Origin of the sequence: Streptomyces sp. M41(2017) (assembly GCF_002078175.1) — a bacterium.
Taxonomy (GTDB): Bacteria; Actinomycetota; Actinomycetes; order Streptomycetales; family Streptomycetaceae; genus Streptomyces.
In genome coordinates, this window is record NZ_MWFK01000001.1 from 3,937,565 (window position 1) to 3,957,133 (window position 19,569).

Genomic DNA, 19,569 nt, shown 5'->3' on the forward strand with positions numbered 1-19,569 from the left:
CATTCGCTCGTACGATCACGGGGCCCCGGGCCACGGTGCTCCCGGGGGAGGGCGGCGCGGGCACTACTCACGGTCGTCGGCCGTCGAACGGCGGCGCATCGCGAGGAACGCACCGGCGCCCACGAGGACGACGACGCCCGCGACGATGCCGATGATGACGCCCGTCGAGCCGGAACCGCCGGACGACGCACCGGAGGAGCCCGCGGGAACGGCCGACCACCAGCTCCAGTAGCCGTCCTGGCCGTAGATGTTGCCCGCGGCCTTCGGCATCGTCTCGATCGACTTGATCTGGTCCGTGCGGTAGGCCTCGACCGCGTTCGGGTACGCCATGACGTTCATGTAGCCGGTGTCGTAGAGCCGGGACTGCATCTGCTTGACGAGGTCCGTCCGCTTGGCGGCGTCGTACTCGGCGAGCTGCCGGCCGTACAGGTCGTCGTACTTCTTGTCGCAGATGAAGTTGTCCGTCGCGCCCGTGTCCTTCGGGGTGGCCGGCAGCGCGCCGCAGGTGTGGATCGACAGGACGAAGTCGGGGTCCGGATTCACCGACCAGCCGTCGAAGGCGAGGTCGTAGTCACCGGCCAGCCACGGGTCGGTCACGTTGTCCAGGCAGTTGAGCGTGACCCCGATGCCCAGTTTCCCGAACCACTCCTTCACGTACTGTCCGACCGCCTTGTCGTTCGGGTCGGTGGCGTGGCAGAGGATCCGGTAGTCGATCGGCTTGCCGTTCTTCTCGACACGCTTGCCGTCGGCGTTCTTCTTGTAGCCCGCCTCGTCGAGCAGCTTGGCGGCCTTCGCCGGGTCGTAGGCCAGCTCCTGGTCCGCGGACGGCTTCCACGCGTACGTCGAGAAGCGCGGCGGGATGTACCCCGCGCCCGCGACGGCGTGCCCCTGGAACACCTTGTCGATCAGGGTCTGCCGGTCGATCGACATGAAGAGGGCCTGGCGGACCTTCTGGTCGAGCAGCGACCGGGCGCCGTCACCGAAGTGCTTGCCGTCCTTGGCCTGCGCGCCCGGATTGGTGGCCAGCGCGTAGAAGCGGCGCCCCGGTGCGTCGTTGACCTTGACGTCCGGCTCGGACTTGAGCGCGGTCGACTGCGCGGGCGTCAGGTTGGAGACGAACGACACCTCGCCCTTCTGCAGCGCCGCGACGGCGGCGTCCCCGTCCTTGTAGTACTTGAAGACCAGCTCGTCGAACTTCGGTGCCCCCCGCCAGAAGGTCTTGTTGGGCTTCAGCCGTACGTAGCTGTCGGCCTTGTAACCCGTCAGGACGAACGGGCCGTTGCCGACGACCGGGAAGCTCTTGTCGTTGTTGAACTTGGAGAGGTCACCGACCTTCTCCCAGACGTGCTTCGGCACGATCGGCACGTCGAGCGCGGCCATCGTGGCCTGCGGCTTCTTCAGCTCGATCACCAGCTTGGTGGGGCTGGGCGCGGTGACCTTCCTGAAGTTGGCGACGAAACTGCCGTTGGCCGTGCCCGCGGCCTCGTCGGTCATCATCTTGTCGAACGTCCACGCCGCGTCCTCCGCGGTGGCCTGCTGCCCGTCCGACCACCGGGAGTTGGAGCGGATCGTGTACGTCCAGGTCAGCTTGTCGGCCGACGGCGTCCACTTCGTGGCGAGGCCCGGGATCGCGTGGTTGTCCGTCGGGTCGTAGTTGGTCAGGTACTCGTACATCAGCCGGTGGATGCTCGTACTGACCAGGCGCGACGCGAGGAACGGGCTCAGCGAGTCGACGCTCTGCGCGACCGCGACGGTGAGGACCTTCTTGCCCTCCTTCGCCTGAGCCTGCTGCGGGGCCGGGTTGAGCGGGGTCGCGAGACCGGCGGACAGGGTGAGGGCGGCGACCCCCGCGGCGGCGACGAGCCGGGGCCGTACCAGGCGTCTGCGGGGCTGCTCTGGTGTCTTCATGGGTCCATGACCTCGCGTCATCGGTTGCGCACAGAAGGCTGATCGAACGACTTGATCAAGAGGCGTCGGCGGATTTGATCTGTGTGTCTATCAGCGGTGGTCTGCACGAGTCAACGATGCGCGGACCCCATGTGGCCTGCGGAAACAACGAGTTGGCGGCAATTTTTCGCTCATTGGTTCAGACCGGTGAAGGGCTCCTGGTGACGGCCTGACGGCAGGTGACGGCCCTGGACGCGCGCCCGGAGGTCTGCGGAAAAGCGAAGGGCCCGCACCGTCGACGGACGGTGCGGGCCCTTCGCGTGAACCGGCCCTTCGGATGGGGCCGATCGGGTTACGGCTGAGGCGCTGCCGGAGGCGGCGGCGGGGTCTGACCCGGCTGCTGCGGGTAGGGCTGCCCCGGCTGGAACTGCCCGCCGGGCTGCGGCGGCGGATAGGCCTGCCCCGGCTGCGGGTGGCCCTGCCCCGGGGCCTGCGGGTACGGCTGGCCGGGAGCCTGCGGCTGACCGGGCTGCTGCGGGTAGGGCTGCCCGGGAGGCGCCGGCTGGGCGTACGGCTGTCCGGGACGGGGCTGCTGGGGCACCTGCCCCGGCGCGGGCTGTCCGGGGGCGGGCTGTCCGTACGCCGGCTGACCGTGGACCTGCTGCTCCGGCGCGTACCGGCCCGGCATCGGGGGCGCGGCCACCGGCGGCGGGTTGCCGTCGTTCGTCCACAGCCCGTGCGACTGCTGGTGACGCGCGATGTCCTCGGCCACCATCGCGGAGAGGTTGAAGTACGCCTCCCGCACCTTGGGCCGCATCATGTCGAGGTCGACCTCGGCACCCGCGGACAGGTGCTCGTCGAACGGCACGACCACGACACCGCGGCAGCGCGTCTCGAAGTGGCTGACGATGTCGTCCACCTTGATCATCTTGCCGGTCTCGCGGACCCCGGAGATGACGGTGATCGACCGTGAGACGAGGTCCGCGTACCCGTGCGCCGACAGCCAGTCCAGCGTCGTGCTGGCACTGCTCGCCCCGTCCACCGACGGCGTCGAGATGATGATGAGCTGGTCGGCGAGGTCCAGCACCCCGCGCATGGCGCTGTACAGCAGCCCGGTGCCGGAGTCGGTCAGGATGATCGGGTACTGCTTGCCCAGGACGTCGATCGCGCGCCGGTAGTCCTCGTCGTTGAACGCGGTGGACACGGCCGGGTCCACGTCGTTGGCGATGATCTCCAGACCGGAGGGCGCCTGCGAGGTGAACCGGCGGATGTCCATGTACGAGTTGATGTACGGGATCGCCTGCACGAGGTCACGGATGGTGGCCCCGGTCTCGCGGCGCACCCGGCGTCCGAGCGTGCCGGCGTCCGGGTTGGCGTCGATGGCGAGGATCTTGTCCTGCCGCTCGGTGGCCAGCGTGGAGCCGAGCGCGGTCGTCGTGGTCGTCTTGCCGACCCCGCCCTTGAGGCTGATGACGGCGATCCGGTAGCAGGACAGCACCGGAGTGCGGATCAGCTCCAACTTCCGCTGCCGCTCGGCCTCTTCCTTCTTGCCGCCCAGCTTGAACCGCGACTGCGCGGCGGCCGGACGACCGCTCTTGACCTTCTGCCGCTTGTTGTTGAGCAGCCGGTCGGACGACAGCTCCACGGCCGCGGTGTAACCGAGCGGCGCCGCACCGGGGTTGGTGGGCTGGCGCTGGTCGTGACGCACCGGCTGCGGCCACGCAGTACCCGCCCGCGGGTCCACCGGCGCGGCCGGCTGCTGCTGCACGGGCTCCGGGCCCGGCTGCTGCGGAGGCTGGACCTGCGCCGGCGCCGGGTCGAAACCGGGCTGCGGAGCGGGGGAGTCGGGCGCCTGCTGCGGGAACCCGTAGCCCGGCTGCGGGGCGGGCGCCTGCGGCGGTACGGCACCGGGCGCGGGCGCGGCGGCCTGGGGGAAGCCGTAGCCGGGGGCCTGCGGGGCGGGTGCCTGCTGATCGTGGGGAGCGGGCTGCTGCTGGGGGAAGCCGTAGGCCGGCGCGGGGGCCTGCTGCTCCGGCGCGGGCGCGGCCTGCTGCGGGAACCCGTAGCCCGGCTGCGGGGCAGGTGCATGCGGCGGTACGCCCCCGGGTGCGGGCGCGGCGGGCTGGGGGAAGCCGTAGCCAGGCGCCTGCGCGGGGGCCGGCGCCTGCGGGGCCTGCGGCGCGGGCTGCTGGGGGAAGCCATAGGCGGGGCCGGGCGGGGCCGATGGAGCCGGGGCGGCCGGCGGGACCTGTGCGCCGGGCTGCGGGAACCCGTAACCGCCCTGCTGCGGAGGGATCGGCGCGGGCGTGGCCGCGACCGGGGGCTGGGCCTGAGCCGGTGCGGGGACGGAGCCGTCGTGGACGGGTGGCTGCGCCGGTACGGGCCCCTGCGGCGATCCCGGGACGACGGGCTCACCGGGGGAGGTCCAGGCCGGAGACCCCGACTGCGGCGCGGGCTGAGGGGCCGGGGCCGGGGGCTGGAACGGCTGACCGGGCGCGGGCTGCGCGGCGGGGGGCTGGAACGGCTGACCCGGCGCGGGCTGGGGCGCGGGCGGCTGGAAGGGAGCACCCGGTGCGGGAGCCTGCGCGGCCGGGGCCTGCTGCGGGTCCGGAACGTACGGCGGAACCGGCGCCTGCGACGGCACCTGAGCCGGGCCGGGGGCCTGAGCGGGCTCGGTGGAGGCGGGCCACTGCGCTGCGGGGGCGGGAGCCGCGGGCTGATAGGCGGGCGGCAACGGCGGCAGCCCGGCCTGCGGAAGCGGCGGCGGCGCCCAGGCGGGGGGCGCGTCCTGCGGCTCAGCGGCCGTCGGCGTACCGGCCTGCGGCTCGCCGCCCGTGAGCGCGTCCGCCGGTACCGCGTCGCGGACGTCGTCGTCCGCCGGGACCTCGCCCGGCGCGGCGTGCTCGGCGGCGACGGGGTGCGGTGCCACGACGTCGGCGGCCTCGGGCGTCTCCGCGGGCGTACCGCCCGGTGCGTCGGTGAACTCGACTTCGGGGGAGGGGACTTGAGTGTCGTCACGGGGTGTGTCGCCCGCCGCCGGCGCGTCGGACGCACCGATCCGGTGGACCCCGGCCTCCAGCGACTGGTACGCGAGAACCGGGTCGACGGCGGGCGCGGGCGGACCCACGGGCCGGGCGGGGATGACGGGCTCGGGCTCGGCGGCCTCGGGCTCGGTGGCCACGGGCTCGACCGGGACGGGGAGGTCGGCGTCGGTCTCGCCCGCGTCCCCCTCCTCTTCGCCGTGCGGGGCCTCGGCGTCCGGCCCGTCCGCGTTCTCGGCCCGAGGGGGCCGGCCCTCCACGTCGGCGTCCTCGACCTCGACGTCGCTCTCGCCCTCGGAGGCGACCTCGGCAGAAGCAGAAGCACAAGCAGAAGCAGAACCAGGAGCAGAAGCGGTCGCAGGAGCAGGAACGAGATCAGCAGCGGGAGCGGCCGGAGCGGTGTCATCGGTCCCGGCGGCCTCCGAGCCCGTCCGTTCCGCGATCTCGCGCTTCACCGCGGCGGCGGAGAACCGCATGGTCGCGCCGCTCTCCAGATCCCCGCTCGCGGAGTCGGCCTCGTCCGAGGCGGCGTCCGACGGGGTGAAGGAGGCGCTGTCCGGCCGGGCAACGGGAACGGCAGGAGCCGGGGGAGAAGCGGGAGCCGGAGCGAGCGGGGGAGCGGGCGGCGCCCACTGCGGCTCGAAACCGCCCACGGGAAGGTTCGGCACGGCGGCGGGGCCGACCGCGTCCGGCACGGGCGGCACGGCGACCGCCGCGTCGTCGCTCCCCGCGGAGTCGTCGGCGTCCGCCGGAGCGTCCGCGTCGACCGGCTCCTCCACGTCCGCATCGCTGTCCGATGCGTCCGTGGCGTCCGTGTCGTGCGTGGCGTCCGAATCCCCGGAGCCGCCCGAGGCGTTCTGCGTGTACCAGGCCGGCGGCGCGTAGTCGATGGTGAACTCGCCCGTCGTCTCGACGGCGGACTCCGCGTCGGACTGGTCATCGCCGGGCGTGGCCCAGCCCCCGCGGATCCCGTCCCGATCGCTGTTCACAATTCCTCCTGGTGTGGTCGAGCACCCTCAAGCCGTGCCGGGGCGACCGTCTGCTTGTCGTCCGTGGGCGTCCGTGAACGACCGAGGCCGTCCGAAGTCCGTACGAGGTCGACCGAATTGACCCGGCTCCCCCTGGAACACGAGCCTCCCGTCCACGGGTTCTGGCGTCGCGCCCTGTCCCAGCCTAATCACCATGACTGTCAGGAGGGCAGGCCCGTCCACCCCACCGCGGACGCCCGCTACGTCACACCCTGCCCAGAAGTGGCGTACACACGCTCACGATTGAGCCCCAAAGCAGACAAACAGCGGCAAGGGCCGGAGCGGAGAACCTCTCCACTCCGGCCCTTCCCTGCTCGGCGTTCACACGGCGTCGGTCAGCCGCCCACCGGACGGCCGCCGACCGTTCCCCTGCTCCGCCACCGCTGCGCCACTACTCCGCCGGCAGGCTCCCGGCGTGCGGGGCCGGCTCCAGGTCGAACTCGCCGTCCCGCGCGCCCAGTACGAAGGCCCGCCACTCCGCCTCCGTGTACCGCAGCACCGTCCTGGGGTCGAGCGAGGAGCGCATGGCCACCGCGCCCCCGGGCAGATACGCGATCTCGACCCGCTCCTCGTGCTCCTCGGTGCCGGGCGCGCTCTGCCATTCGACGCCCGAGATGTCCAGGGCGTAGAGCTCGTCCTTCTCCCGCTCCTTGCGCGCCTTGACGTCCTTGTCCGCTTCCTCGGCCATGTTCCGCCGGCCCCTTCCCCACGTACGAATGACCTCTGCGGCGTCACCCTAGTGGCCTGGACCACACCGCCCGGGAACCTTCCGTGACCCGGACAGACGCGTCCGGCCAGGCTGGTACCCTGTGTAACGGCCGTTTGTGTACGCACCCCCGGAGCGCTGCTCCGGAGGCCGCGCCCATCGGATCCCCGCCTTCCGAGTCACGGAAGCTCCCCTGAGAATTCGACCAGGGGCACTCGGTGGCAGACACGAGACTACAAGGAGTAAGCGTGCCGCTCGACGCCGCTACGAAGAAGCAGCTCATCAGCGAGTTCGGTCAGAAGGAGGGCGACACCGGCTCCCCCGAGGTCCAGGTCGCCATGCTGTCGCGCCGGATCTCGGACCTGACCGAGCACCTCAAGACCCACAAGCACGACCACCACTCCCGCCGTGGTCTTCTGATCCTGGTCGGCCAGCGTCGCCGCCTGCTTCAGTACCTGGCCAAGAAGGACATCCAGCGCTTCCGTGCGCTGGTCGACCGCCTGGGCATCCGCCGCGGTGCGGCCGGCGGCGCCAAGTAAGACGCCGTGAAGGGAGCGGTTCCCGCGTCGGGAGCCGCTCCTTTTGCTGTATGTGCCGCCGCACGGCCTTGTACGTGCGGAGTGTCACCGACGCTTTGTAGTGTGGTAGCACAACGCAATACGCAGGAAACAGCACGTACGAACAGAGCGTGACGAAGCCGTACCCGCCGGGTAGGGCCTCTCACGACACCGAACGAGGAGAAGCGCGCCTCGCCGCCGCCGGTCCTCGGTAGTGGCCCCCGGGCGTAACAGCCCCGGGTGCTTCGATCGAAGACCGGCCCGCACCAGGAGGAGCGCCTCTCCGCCACCGTCCCCCTGCCACACGGGCAGGACGGGACGAAGACGAGGAGAAAACACTAGTGGAGAACGAGACCCACTACGCCGAGGCCGTCATCGACAACGGTTCCTTCGGTACCCGCACCATCCGCTTCGAGACGGGCAGGCTGGCCCGTCAGGCCGCCGGCTCCGCCGTCGCGTACCTGGACGACGACACCATGGTGCTGTCGGCCACCACCGCTTCCAAGAAGCCCAAGGACCAGCTCGACTTCTTCCCCCTGACGGTGGACGTCGAGGAGCGGATGTACGCCGCCGGCAAGATCCCCGGCAGCTTCTTCCGCCGTGAGGGTCGTCCCTCCGAGGACGCCATCCTCACCTGTCGCCTGATCGACCGCCCGCTGCGTCCGTCCTTCAAGAAGGGCCTTCGCAACGAGATCCAGGTCGTCGCGACGATCATGGCCCTCAACCCCGACCACCTGTACGACGTCGTGGCGATCAACGCCGCCTCCGCGTCCACGCAGCTGGCCGGTCTGCCCTTCTCCGGCCCGGTCGGCGGCGTCCGCGTCGCGCTGATCAACGGCCAGTGGGTCGCGTTCCCGACGCACACCGAGCTCGAGGACGCCGTCTTCGACATGGTCGTCGCCGGTCGCGTCCTCGAGGACGGCGACGTCGCGATCATGATGGTCGAGGCCGAGGCCACCGACAAGACGATCACGCTCGTCCAGGGTGGCGCCGAGGCGCCGACCGAGGAGGTCGTGGCCGCCGGCCTCGACGCCGCGAAGCCCTTCATCAAGGTCCTCTGCAAGGCGCAGTCGGACCTCGCCGCCAAGGCCGCCAAGCCGACCGGCGAGTTCCCGATCTTCCTGGACTACCAGGACGACGTCTTCGAGGCCCTCACCGCCGCGGTCACGAGCGAGCTCGCCCAGGCGCTCACCATCGCCGGCAAGCAGGACCGCGAGGCCGAGCTGGACCGCGTCAAGGAGATCGCCGCCGAGAAGCTGCTCCCGCAGTTCGAGGGTCGCGAGAAGGAGATCTCCGCCGCGTACCGCGCGCTGACCAAGAAGCTGGTCCGCGAGCGCGTCATCAAGGACAAGGTCCGCATCGACGGCCGCGGCGTCACGGACATCCGTACGCTGGCCGCCGAGGTCGAGGCCATCCCGCGCGTGCACGGCTCGGCGCTGTTCGAGCGTGGCGAGACCCAGATCCTGGGCGTCACCACCCTGAACATGCTCCGCATGGAGCAGCAGCTGGACACCCTTTCCCCGGTGACCCGCAAGCGCTACATGCACAACTACAACTTCCCGCCGTACTCCGTCGGTGAGACGGGCCGCGTCGGCTCCCCGAAGCGCCGCGAGATCGGCCACGGCGCGCTCGCCGAGCGCGCGATCGTGCCGGTCCTGCCGACCCGCGAGGAGTTCCCCTACGCGATCCGTCAGGTGTCCGAGGCCCTCGGCTCCAACGGCTCGACGTCCATGGGCTCCGTCTGCGCCTCGACCATGTCGCTGCTGAACGCCGGTGTGCCCCTCAAGGCCCCCGTCGCCGGTATCGCCATGGGTCTGATCTCCCAGGAGATCGACGGCAAGACGCACTACGTCGCCCTCACCGACATCCTCGGTGCGGAGGACGCCTTCGGCGACATGGACTTCAAGGTCGCCGGCACCAAGGAGTTCGTGACCGCTCTCCAGCTGGACACCAAGCTGGACGGCATCCCCGCCTCCGTCCTGGCCGCGGCCCTCAAGCAGGCCCGCGACGCCCGCCTCCACATCCTCGACGTGATGATGGAAGCGATCGACACGCCGGACGAGATGTCCCCGAACGCCCCGCGGATCATCACCGTCAAGATCCCCGTGGACAAGATCGGTGAGGTCATCGGCCCCAAGGGCAAGATGATCAACCAGATCCAGGAGGACACCGGCGCCGACATCACGATCGAGGACGACGGCACCATCTACATCGGTGCCCAGCAGGGCTCGCAGGCCGAGGCCGCGCGCGCCACGATCAACTCGATCGCCAACCCGACCATGCCGGAGGTCGGCGAGCGCTACCTGGGCACCGTCGTGAAGACGACGACCTTCGGTGCGTTCGTGTCGCTGCTCCCGGGCAAGGACGGTCTGCTGCACATCTCGCAGATCCGCAAGCTCGCCGGCGGCAAGCGCGTGGAGAACGTCGAGGACGTCGTCGGCGTGGGCTCCAAGGTCCAGGTCGAGATCGCCGAGATCGACTCCCGCGGCAAGCTCTCCCTGATCCCCGTGATCGAGGGCGAAGGCGACGATGAGAAGAAGGACGACACCGACAAGTGACGTCGAGTAGCTCCACGACGACGGCCCGCACCTCCTCGGAGGCGCGGGCCGTCGCCCGTACCCAAACCCTGATCAAGGGCACGAACGGCATCGGCACGGTCCGCAAGACCACCCTCCCCGGTGGCCTGCGCATCGTCACCGAGACGCTCCCCTCCGTGCGCTCCGCCACCTTCGGCATCTGGGCACACGTGGGCTCCCGCGACGAGACGCCGGCACTGAACGGCGCCACGCACTACCTGGAGCACCTGCTCTTCAAGGGCACCAGCCGCAGGTCCGCCCTGGACATCTCCTCGGCGATCGACGCGGTCGGCGGCGAGATGAACGCGTTCACGGCCAAGGAGTACACGTGCTACTACGCACGCGTGCTCGACACCGACCTGCCGCTCGCGATCGACGTCGTCTGCGACATGCTGACCGGCTCCCTCATCGTCGAGGACGACGTCAACGTGGAGCGCGGGGCGATCCTCGAAGAGATCGCGATGACCGAGGACGACCCGGGCGACTGCGTGCACGACCTGTTCGCGCACACGATGTTCGGCGACAACGCCCTCGGCCGCCCCGTCCTCGGCACGGTCGACACCGTCAACGCCCTGACCGCGGACCGCATCCGCCGCTTCTACAAGAAGCACTACGACCCGACCCACCTCGTGGTGGCCGCCGCCGGCAACGTCGACCACAACAAGGTCGTCCGCCAGGTCCGTGCCGCCTTCGAGAAGGCGGGTGCCTTCAAGAACGCCTCGGCGACCCCCATCGCCCCGCGCGACGGCCGGCGCACCATCCGCACCTCCGGCCGTGTCGAACTGCTCGGCCGCAAGACCGAGCAGGCCCACATCGTCCTCGGCATGCCGGGCCTCGCCCGCACCGACGAGCGGCGCTGGGCCCTCGGCGTCCTGAACACGGCCCTCGGCGGCGGTATGTCCTCGCGTCTCTTCCAGGAGGTCCGCGAGAAGCGTGGCCTGGCCTACAGCGTGTACTCGTACACCTCGGGCTTCGCCGACTGCGGTCTCTTCGGTGTCTACGCGGGCTGCCGCCCGAGCCAGGTCCACGACGTCCTGAAGCTCTGCCGCGACGAGCTGGACCAGGTCGCCGAGCACGGCCTCTCGGACGACGAGATCGGCCGCGCCGTCGGCCAGCTCCAGGGCTCCACCGTCCTCGGCCTCGAGGACACCGGCGCGTTGATGAACCGCATCGGCAAGAGTGAGCTGTGCTGGGGCGAACAGATGTCCGTGGACGACATGCTGGCCCGGATCGCCTCGGTCACCCCGGACGAGGTCCGTGAGGTCGCACGGGACATCCTGGGACAGCGGCCCTCGCTGGCGGTCATCGGCCCGGTCAAGGACAAGCAGGCGTCGCGACTGCACGACGCGGTCGCCTGATCCCCGTCTCGGTAAGGAACGAAGCAATGAGCAAGCTGCGCGTGGCGGTCCTCGGTGCCAAGGGCCGGATCGGCGCCGAGGCTGTACGAGCCGTCCAGGCCGCCGAGGACATGGAGCTGGTGGCCGCCCTCGGGCGCGACGACAAGCTGGAGACGCTGGTCGACGCCGGCGCCCAGGTCGCCGTCGAACTGACCACCCCCGCCTCGGTGATGGGCAATCTCGACTTCTGTGTCCGGCACGGCATCCACGCCGTGGTCGGCACGACCGGCTGGACCGACGAGCGTCTCGCGCAGCTCGGCACCTCACTGGCCGCGTCCCCGGAGACCGGCGTGCTCATCGCGCCGAACTTCTCCATCGGGGCCGTCCTGACCATGAAGTTCGCCGAGGTCGCCGCTCCGTACTTCGAGTCCGTCGAGGTCATCGAGCTGCACCATCCGAACAAGGTGGACGCCCCCAGCGGCACCGCCACGCGCACCGCCCAGCTCATCGCCGCGGCCCGGGAGCGCGCGGGCAGCGCCCCGCAGCCCGACGCCACGGCGACCGCCCTGGACGGCGCCCGCGGCGCGGACGTCGACGGCGTGCCGGTGCACTCGGTCCGGCTGCGCGGCCTCCTCGCCCACCAGGAGGTCCTGCTCGGTGGTGAGGGCGAGACCCTCACCGTCCGCCACGACTCCCTGCACCACAGCAGCTTCATGCCGGGCATCCTGCTCGGTGTCCGCCGCGTGGTGACCACCCCGGGCCTCACCTTCGGCCTGGAACACTTCCTGGACCTCGGCTGAGCCGGGGCACGTACACGAGGTAACCGGCAGACATGCGCGCGAAAATCACCTACGCGGTCACGGCCGCCGTCCTGGTCGTCTATTTCGTCCTGGTCGGCAGCCGGGGAGTGATGCTGATCCAGGACGGCACCCTGATCACCGTCACCTTCGGTGTCGCCGTGCTCATCCTGCCGGTCATCGGCATCTGGTTCCTCTGGGCGAACACGCAGTTCGTCCGCAAGGCCAACCGGCTCGCCGCCGTGCTCGACGCCGAGGGCGGACTGCCCGTCGACGAGCTGCGGCGTACCGAGGGCGGCCGCATCGACCGCGACTCGGCCGACGAGGTCTTCGCCCGCCGCAAGGCCGAGACGGAGGACGCGCCGGACGACTGGCGCACCTGGTTCCGCCTCGCGGTGGCCTACCACGACGCCCGGGACACCCCGCGCGCCCGCAAGGCGATGCAGCGGGCGATCGCCCTCCAGGAGGGCCGCACCCTGGAAGCCTGACCGGGCAGGCGCGACGCCCATGTCCTGGGGCGGGACGCCGGGCACGGCGGCTGTACGAGAAAGGAGGGGCCGACCCGCACACCTGCGGGTCGGCCCCTCCTGCGTCGTCGCCCTCGGCGTGATCGCCCGTCAGTGCCGGCGGTACTCGTCCGCCCACACCTCGACGGCGTCCGCCGCCCGGTCGAAGGCCTCCGTACGGGCCAGGAAGTCGGCGTTGTGCGTCGTCATGAGCGGCGGAACCTCACCGGGCGCGCGCTCCGTCCGTACGAGCGTCAGAGCCTGTCCCTGCACCGTGCGCGGCAGCCCCAGCCAGCGCACCGGCTGCTGCACCGTGCGGACGGCGGTGACCTGCTCCCACGGGGTCGTGCTCGTGACGAAGAAGCCCACCCTGCGCAGTCCCCGGGCGCTCACCCACACACCGACGCGCAGCAGACGCAGCGCGCACAGTATGACGACCGCCGCGCCGACCATGCAGGCCAGAGCGGCGGGCACGGCACCGGCCACGGCGATGATCACCGCCGCGACGAGCACGAACGAGGCCAGCAGCAGGACGAGAGCGGCGGCGCCGACCCGCCACGGGCCGGGCCGGTAGGGGCGCCGCCAGCGGTCGCGGTCGTCGAAGGGCAGCGCGACATCGTCCGCGGCCTCGTCAAAGGCGCGGTCCGCCGTCAGGAAAGGCAGGGGCACGACTGATCCTCACTCAATCCACGCATGGGCTGTGCCCGGTGAGGTTATCGAGCCGGATGCCGGGCCACCACCCTTGGGGGTCCGGATGAGTCAGCGGCCGTCCGACGCCTCGGAATGCTGCGTCTTCGCAGGTGACTGATCCTGCGACAAGGCGGGCATCCCGACGAGCAGGGACCCCGCTATCCCGGCGACGACGGTGAGGCCGATGAGCCATCGCCCGACCATCTGCCCGGCGGAGGCCCGCTCGCGGGGTGGGGGAGTGACATTGCTGCGGAACTGGTCGGCCTCGGCGATGAAGGCGAACGGGACGGGCTCGCGCCGGCGGAACATGAGCGTGCTTCTCCTTCCGGAGAATCGTGCTGGTGTGACGGTCGGTGAGAGCGGCTCGAACACGTCGCCCTCACTCATACAGACGCACGAGTGCCCCAAGAGGTGCCCTGAATCACCGAATTCGCAGAAGTTCGGTGCCGAATGTCGCGGCACGACACCGAACGCCCCGTTGTCGGTGCCGGGCCGTAGAGTGGGCGCCGCCCGAGCCAGTGATGGGAAGGACCCTCCGCACCGTGACCGACACCCCCGCCGACGACCTCAAGCCCAGCTTCCGCAGCGATGTCACCGTCGAGCTGATCAAGCACACGGCCTCCGACGCCGACGTGCTGTTCGCCGCCCGTGTCTCCACGGCCGGGGAGCAGTCGCTGGAAGAGCTGCAGAAGGACCCGGAGCGTTCCAAGGGCCTGATCAACTACCTGATGCGGGACCGGCACGGCAGCCCCTTCGAGCACAACTCGATGACCTTCTTCATCAGCGCCCCGATCTTCGTCTTCCGCGAGTTCATGCGCCACCGCGTCGGCTGGTCGTACAACGAGGAATCGGGCCGCTACAGGAACCTGGAGCCGGTCTTCTACGTCCCGGACGCCTCCCGCAAGCTGGTCCAGGAGGGCCGTCCCGGCAAGTACGTCTTCGTGGAGGGCACACAGGCCCAGCTGGAGCTCACGGGCCGCGCGATGGAGGACTCCTACCGCCAGGCCTACGAGGCGTACCAGGAGATGCTCGCCGCCGGCGTGGCCCGCGAGGTCGCCCGCGCCGTCCTCCCGGTCGGTCTCTTCTCCTCGATGTACGCCACGTGCAACGCGCGGTCCCTCATGCACTTCCTCGGCCTGCGCACCCAGCACGAGCTCGCCAAGGTCCCGTCCTTCCCGCAGCGTGAGATCGAGATGGTCGGCGAGAAGATGGAAGCGGAGTGGGCCAGGCTCATGCCGCTCACACACGCGGCCTACAACGCGAACGGCCGTGTGGCGCCGTAAAGCGCCGGTGCGCACCGGTCCGGCACAGATGTACGGATCATCCGGGCGAGGTGTCCGTATTGCGGCATTTCGCGAAGTTCATCTAGCCTGATCAAACGGACCCGGCACTGCTTGAACCCCCGAGCAGGCAGTGCCGGGCTCCACCTTTGTCGTGCTTTGTCGTGTCCCCCGAGGGCAGACCCCGGGTTGAGCAGCGAGTAGCGTGTTACCCATGGCTCCGACCTCCACTCCGCAGACCCCCTTCGGGCGGGTCCTCACCGCCATGGTCACGCCCTTCACGGCGGACGGCGCACTCGACCTCGACGGCGCTCAGCGGCTCGCCACCCACTTGGTGGACGCAGGCAACGACGGCCTGATCATCAACGGCACCACCGGTGAGTCCCCGACCACCAGCAACGCGGAGAAAGCGGATCTCGTACGAGCCGTGGTGGAGGCGGTCGGCGACCGCGCCCACGTCGTCGCCGGCGTCGGCACGAACGACACCCACCACAGCATCGAGCTGGCCCGCGCCGCCGAGCAGGTCGGCGCGCACGGCCTGCTCACCGTGACGCCGTACTACAACAAGCCGCCGCAGGAGGGCCTCTACCGGCACTTCACGGCCATCGCCGACGCGACCGGCCTGCCGGTCATGCTCTACGACATCCCCGGCCGCAGCGGCGTCCCGATCAACACCGAAACCCTGGTGCGGCTCGCCGAGCACCCCCGTATCGTCGCGAACAAGGACGCCAAGGGGGACCTCGGTCGGGCCAGCTGGGCCATCGCCCGCTCCGGACTCGCCTGGTACTCCGGCGACGACATGCTGAACCTCCCGCTGCTCTCCGTGGGCGCGGTCGGATTCGTCTCCGTCGTCGGCCACGTCGTCACCCCGGAACTCCGCGCCATGCTCGACGCCCACCTCTCGGGCGACGTGCAGAAGGCCACGGAGATCCACCAGAAGCTGCTCCCCGTCTTCACCGGCATGTTCCGCACCCAGGGCGTCATGACGACCAAGGCCGCACTCGCCCTCCAGGGCCTGCCGGCCGGTCCGCTGCGCGCCCCGATGGTCGAGCTGTCGCCCGAGGAGACCGTCCAGCTCAAGATCGATCTTGGCGCCGGCGGGGTAGAGCTCTGAACACAGACTTCACAACTGAATAAGCACCACCGCGGGCCATGGGTCCGCACCCCACACAGACAACTGCTACTGCACGAACGTCACGCGCGCCACGTGCCTTGCCAGGTACGTGGCGTCCGTGGTGAGGAGAGTCTTTTGAGTCATCCGCATCCTGAACTCGGCGCACCGCCGGTCCTGCCGAAGGGCGGCCTGCGCGTCACCCCGCTCGGCGGCCTCGGCGAGATCGGCCGGAACATGACGGTCTTCGAGTACGGAGGCCGCCTCCTGATCGTCGACTGCGGAGTGCTCTTCCCCGAGGAGGAGCAGCCCGGAATCGACCTGATCCTGCCGGACTTCACGTCCATCCGGGACCGCCTCGACGACATCGAGGGCATCGTGCTCACGCACGGTCACGAGGACCACATCGGTGCCGTCCCGTTCCTCCTGCGCGAGAAGCCGGACATCCCGCTGATCGGCTCCAAGCTGACCCTCGCCCTCATCGAGGCGAAGCTCCAGGAGCACCGCATCCGGCCGTACACGCTGGAGGTGGCCGAGGGCCACCGCGAGCGCATCGGCCCCTTCGACTGCGAGTTCGTCGCGGTCAACCACTCCATCCCGGACGCCCTCGCGGTCGCCATCCGCACCCCCGCGGGCATGGTCGTCCACACCGGCGACTTCAAGATGGACCAGCTTCCGCTGGACGGCCGCCTCACGGACCTGCACGCGTTCGCGCGTCTGAGCGAGGAAGGCATCGACCTCCTCCTCTCGGACTCCACCAACGCCGAGGTCCCCGGCTTCGTCCCGCCCGAGCGCGACATCTCGAACGTGCTGCGCCAGGTCTTCGCGAGCGCGAGCAAGCGGATCATCGTGGCGAGCTTCGCCAGCCACGTGCACCGCATCCAGCAGATCCTCGACACCGCCCACGAGTACGGCCGCAGGGTCGCCTTCGTCGGCCGGTCGATGGTCCGCAACATGGGCATCGCCCGTGACCTCGGCTACCTGAAGGTCCCGCCGGGCCTGGTGGTCGACGTCAAGACGCTCGACGACCTCCCGGACCACGAGGTCGTGCTCGTCTGCACGGGCTCCCAGGGCGAGCCGATGGCCGCCCTCTCCCGGATGGCGAACCGCGACCACCAGATCCGGATCGTCCAGGGCGACACCGTGATCCTGGCGTCGTCACTGATCCCCGGTAACGAGAACGCGGTCTACCGCGTCATCAACGGCCTGACCCGCTGGGGTGCGAACGTCATCCACAAGGGCAACGCCAAGGTGCACGTCTCCGGTCACGCCTCGGCGGGCGAGCTGCTGTACTTCTACAACATCTGCAAGCCTCGCAACCTGATGCCGGTCCACGGCGAATGGCGCCACCTGCGGGCCAACGCCGAGCTCGGCGCCCTCACCGGTGTCCCGCACGACCGCATCGTCATCGCCGAGGACGGCGTGGTCGTCGACCTGATCAACGGCAAGGCGAAGATCTCCGGCAAGGTCCAGGCCGGGTACGTGTACGTCGACGGCCTCTCGGTCGGTGACGTCGGTGAGCCCGCGCTCAAGGACCGCAGGATCCTCGGGGACGAGGGCATCATCTCGGTCTTCGTGGTCATGGACGCCAGCACGGGCAAGCTCACGGGCGGTCCGCACGTACAGGCCCGCGGCTCCGGCATCGACGACGCCGCGTTCGCCGACGTCATCCCGAAGGTCACCGAAGTCCTGGAGCGGTCCGCTCAGGACGGTGTGGTCGAGCCTCACCAGATGCAGCAGCTCATCCGCCGCACGCTGGGCAAGTGGGTCTCCGACAACTACCGCCGGCGCCCGATGATCCTCCCGGTCGTGGTCGAGGTCTGACCCCCGGAGCACGTCAACCGGGAGCGGGCCGCCTCGATTTGCATCGAGGCGGCCCGCTCCAGTACGTTTACGTCTCCGCCTGAACGGGAACCCGACAGCTTCGTGCCTCGGATCAAGTCCCCGAAGGGGGCGGGAAATCCGACTCAGAACTTCTGATAAAGTCGGAGCCGCTGAAAAGGAAAGCGCGAAAAGCGCGGAACTTGATAGCATCGAGGAAATCGGGCCCGAAAGGATCTGATAGAGTCGGACTCGCCGGAAAGGGAAACGCGAAAGCGAAAACCTGGAAAGCACCGAGGAAATCGGATACGGAAACGGTCTGATAGAGTCGGAAACGCAAGACCGAAGGGAAGCGCCCGGAGGAAAGCCCGAGAGGGTGAGTACAAAGGAAGCGTCCGTTCCTTGAGAACTCAACAGCGTGCCAAAAATCAACGCCAGATATGTTGATACCCCGTCTCCGGCCGATCGGCCGGGACGAGGTTCCTTTGAAAAAGTCCTGCCCCTCGGGGTAGGCGCACAGCGAGGACGCTGTGAACGACCGGTCCTATTCCGACCGGTTGTTCCGCTCTCGTGGTGTCGTCCCGATTACGGGAAAACATTCACGGAGAGTTTGATCCTGGCTCAGGACGAACGCTGGCGGCGTGCTTAACACATGCAAGTCGAACGATGAAGCCCTTCGGGGTGGATTAGTGGCGAACGGGTGAGTAACACGTGGGCAATCTGCCCTTCACTCTGGGACAAGCCCTGGAAACGGGGTCTAATACCGGATAACACTCCTGCCTGCATGGGTGGGGGTTAAAAGCTCCGGCGGTGAAGGATGAGCCCGCGGCCTATCAGCTTGTTGGTGAGGTAGTGGCTCACCAAGGCGACGACGGGTAGCCGGCCTGAGAGGGCGACCGGCCACACTGGGACTGAGACACGGCCCAGACTCCTACGGGAGGCAGCAGTGGGGAATATTGCACAATGGGCGAAAGCCTGATGCAGCGACGCCGCGTGAGGGATGACGGCCTTCGGGTTGTAAACCTCTTTCAGCAGGGAAGAAGCGAAAGTGACGGTACCTGCAGAAGAAGCGCCGGCTAACTACGTGCCAGCAGCCGCGGTAATACGTAGGGCGCAAGCGTTGTCCGGAATTATTGGGCGTAAAGAGCTCGTAGGCGGCTTGTCACGTCGGTTGTGAAAGCCCGGGGCTTAACCCCGGGTCTGCAGTCGATACGGGCAGGCTAGAGTGTGGTAGGGGAGATCGGAATTCCTGGTGTAGCGGTGAAATGCGCAGATATCAGGAGGAACACCGGTGGCGAAGGCGGATCTCTGGGCCATTACTGACGCTGAGGAGCGAAAGCGTGGGGAGCGAACAGGATTAGATACCCTGGTAGTCCACGCCGTAAACGGTGGGAACTAGGTGTTGGCGACATTCCACGTCGTCGGTGCCGCAGCTAACGCATTAAGTTCCCCGCCTGGGGAGTACGGCCGCAAGGCTAAAACTCAAAGGAATTGACGGGGGCCCGCACAAGCAGCGGAGCATGTGGCTTAATTCGACGCAACGCGAAGAACCTTACCAAGGCTTGACATACACCGGAAAGCATTAGAGATAGTGCCCCCCTTGTGGTCGGTGTACAGGTGGTGCATGGCTGTCGTCAGCTCGTGTCGTGAGATGTTGGGTTAAGTCCCGCAACGAGCGCAACCCTTGTTCTGTGTTGCCAGCATGCCCTTCGGGGTGATGGGGACTCACAGGAGACTGCCGGGGTCAACTCGGAGGAAGGTGGGGACGACGTCAAGTCATCATGCCCCTTATGTCTTGGGCTGCACACGTGCTACAATGGCAGGTACAAAGAGCTGCGAAGCCGTGAGGCGGAGCGAATCTCAAAAAGCCTGTCTCAGTTCGGATTGGGGTCTGCAACTCGACCCCATGAAGTCGGAGTTGCTAGTAATCGCAGATCAGCATTGCTGCGGTGAATACGTTCCCGGGCCTTGTACACACCGCCCGTCACGTCACGAAAGTCGGTAACACCCGAAGCCGGTGGCCCAACCCCTTGTGGGAGGGAGCTGTCGAAGGTGGGACTGGCGATTGGGACGAAGTCGTAACAAGGTAGCCGTACCGGAAGGTGCGGCTGGATCACCTCCTTTCTAAGGAGCATCTAGGCCGCCAAGCTTGCTTGGTGGTCCAGGGCCATTACGTCGGCACACGTTCGACGGTGGTTGCTCATGGGTGGAACGTTGATTATTCGGCACTCT

13 protein-coding genes and 1 rRNA gene are annotated in these 19,569 nt (G+C 69.0%); 9 read left to right on the top strand and 5 right to left on the bottom strand.

What is annotated here, in order from left to right:
* Positions 1-63: 63 nt before the first annotated feature.
* From B0675_RS17400 to B0675_RS17410, 3 genes are all read right to left on the bottom strand, one after another.
* Entirely contained in the window at positions 64-1,908 is a 1,845-nt protein-coding gene (locus B0675_RS17400) for an ABC transporter substrate-binding protein (RefSeq protein WP_107482651.1), read from the bottom strand.
* Between the two features lie 331 nt (positions 1,909-2,239).
* Complete coding sequence (locus B0675_RS17405) at positions 2,240-5,917, bottom strand: SCO5717 family growth-regulating ATPase (RefSeq protein ID WP_206602719.1); 3,678 nt, start codon at positions 5,915-5,917, stop codon at positions 2,240-2,242.
* Positions 5,918-6,347: 430 nt separating this feature from the next.
* Positions 6,348-6,644: a DUF397 domain-containing protein gene (locus B0675_RS17410; protein ID WP_081219735.1), complete on the bottom strand. Its 297-nt coding sequence runs from the start codon at positions 6,642-6,644 to the stop codon at positions 6,348-6,350.
* Between the two features lie 266 nt (positions 6,645-6,910).
* On the opposite strand from B0675_RS17410, the gene rpsO reads away from it, so the two are divergent.
* The 5 genes from rpsO (at position 6,911) to B0675_RS17435 (ending at position 12,417) form a co-directional block, all read left to right on the top strand.
* Positions 6,911-7,201, top strand: coding sequence for a 30S ribosomal protein S15 (rpsO, locus tag B0675_RS17415; RefSeq protein WP_081219736.1), 291 nt, complete (start codon positions 6,911-6,913; stop codon positions 7,199-7,201).
* A gap of 359 nt (positions 7,202-7,560) precedes the next feature.
* A complete protein-coding gene (locus B0675_RS17420) occupies positions 7,561-9,777 on the top strand; it encodes a polyribonucleotide nucleotidyltransferase (RefSeq protein WP_081219737.1) in 2,217 nt (738 codons plus the stop codon).
* Complete coding sequence (locus tag B0675_RS17425; protein WP_081219738.1) at positions 9,774-11,153, top strand: pitrilysin family protein; 1,380 nt, start codon at positions 9,774-9,776, stop codon at positions 11,151-11,153. Before B0675_RS17420 ends, B0675_RS17425 begins: the two co-directional genes overlap by 4 nt.
* A gap of 26 nt (positions 11,154-11,179) precedes the next feature.
* Positions 11,180-11,932, top strand: coding sequence for a 4-hydroxy-tetrahydrodipicolinate reductase (gene dapB / locus B0675_RS17430; RefSeq protein WP_081219739.1), 753 nt, complete (start codon positions 11,180-11,182; stop codon positions 11,930-11,932).
* A gap of 32 nt (positions 11,933-11,964) precedes the next feature.
* On the top strand, positions 11,965-12,417 hold the full coding sequence (locus tag B0675_RS17435) for a hypothetical protein (RefSeq protein WP_081219740.1): 453 nt from the start codon (positions 11,965-11,967) through the stop codon (positions 12,415-12,417).
* Between the two features lie 129 nt (positions 12,418-12,546).
* Here the strand turns inward: B0675_RS17435 and B0675_RS17440 are convergent, their stop codons facing one another.
* Together B0675_RS17440 and B0675_RS17445 are read right to left on the bottom strand one after the other, a co-directional pair.
* Positions 12,547-13,104 carry a hypothetical protein gene (locus tag B0675_RS17440; protein WP_081219741.1) on the bottom strand — a complete coding sequence of 186 codons (558 nt, stop codon included), beginning with the start codon at positions 13,102-13,104 and terminating at the stop codon, positions 12,547-12,549.
* 90 nt (positions 13,105-13,194) lie between these two features.
* The gene (locus B0675_RS17445) at positions 13,195-13,434 is read right to left on the bottom strand and encodes a hypothetical protein (RefSeq protein ID WP_081219742.1); all 240 of its coding nucleotides are present in this window, start codon (positions 13,432-13,434) and stop codon (positions 13,195-13,197) included.
* 233 nt (positions 13,435-13,667) lie between these two features.
* Between B0675_RS17445 and thyX the strand changes: the two genes are divergently transcribed.
* The 4 genes from thyX to B0675_RS17470 all read left to right on the top strand — a co-directional run bounded on the left by thyX (position 13,668) and on the right by B0675_RS17470 (position 19,461).
* Positions 13,668-14,408, top strand: a complete 741-nt coding sequence (gene thyX, locus B0675_RS17450) for an FAD-dependent thymidylate synthase (RefSeq protein WP_081221844.1) — start codon at positions 13,668-13,670, stop codon at positions 14,406-14,408.
* Positions 14,409-14,619: 211 nt separating this feature from the next.
* Complete coding sequence (gene dapA, locus B0675_RS17455; protein WP_081219743.1) at positions 14,620-15,519, top strand: 4-hydroxy-tetrahydrodipicolinate synthase; 900 nt, start codon at positions 14,620-14,622, stop codon at positions 15,517-15,519.
* A gap of 135 nt (positions 15,520-15,654) precedes the next feature.
* Positions 15,655-17,340 (top strand): ribonuclease J, encoded by a 1,686-nt coding sequence (locus tag B0675_RS17460; protein ID WP_081219744.1) that lies wholly within the window; start codon positions 15,655-15,657, stop codon positions 17,338-17,340.
* 595 nt (positions 17,341-17,935) lie between these two features.
* Positions 17,936-19,461: ribosomal RNA gene (locus B0675_RS17470) — 16S ribosomal RNA — on the top strand.
* Positions 19,462-19,569 lie beyond the last annotated feature (108 nt).

Bases quoted from the DNA above. Each gene is read 5' to 3' on its own strand.
- B0675_RS17400 (WP_107482651.1), bottom strand. From the start codon at position 1,908: ATGAAGACACCAGAGCAGCCCCGCAGACGCCTGGTACGGCCCCGGCTC.
- B0675_RS17410 (WP_081219735.1), bottom strand. From the start codon at position 6,644: ATGGCCGAGGAAGCGGACAAGGACGTCAAGGCGCGCAAGGAGCGGGAG.
- dapB (WP_081219739.1), top strand. From the start codon at position 11,180: ATGAGCAAGCTGCGCGTGGCGGTCCTCGGTGCCAAGGGCCGGATCGGC.
- B0675_RS17435 (WP_081219740.1), top strand. From the start codon at position 11,965: ATGCGCGCGAAAATCACCTACGCGGTCACGGCCGCCGTCCTGGTCGTC.
- B0675_RS17445 (WP_081219742.1), bottom strand. From the start codon at position 13,434: ATGTTCCGCCGGCGCGAGCCCGTCCCGTTCGCCTTCATCGCCGAGGCC.
- dapA (WP_081219743.1), top strand. From the start codon at position 14,620: ATGGCTCCGACCTCCACTCCGCAGACCCCCTTCGGGCGGGTCCTCACC.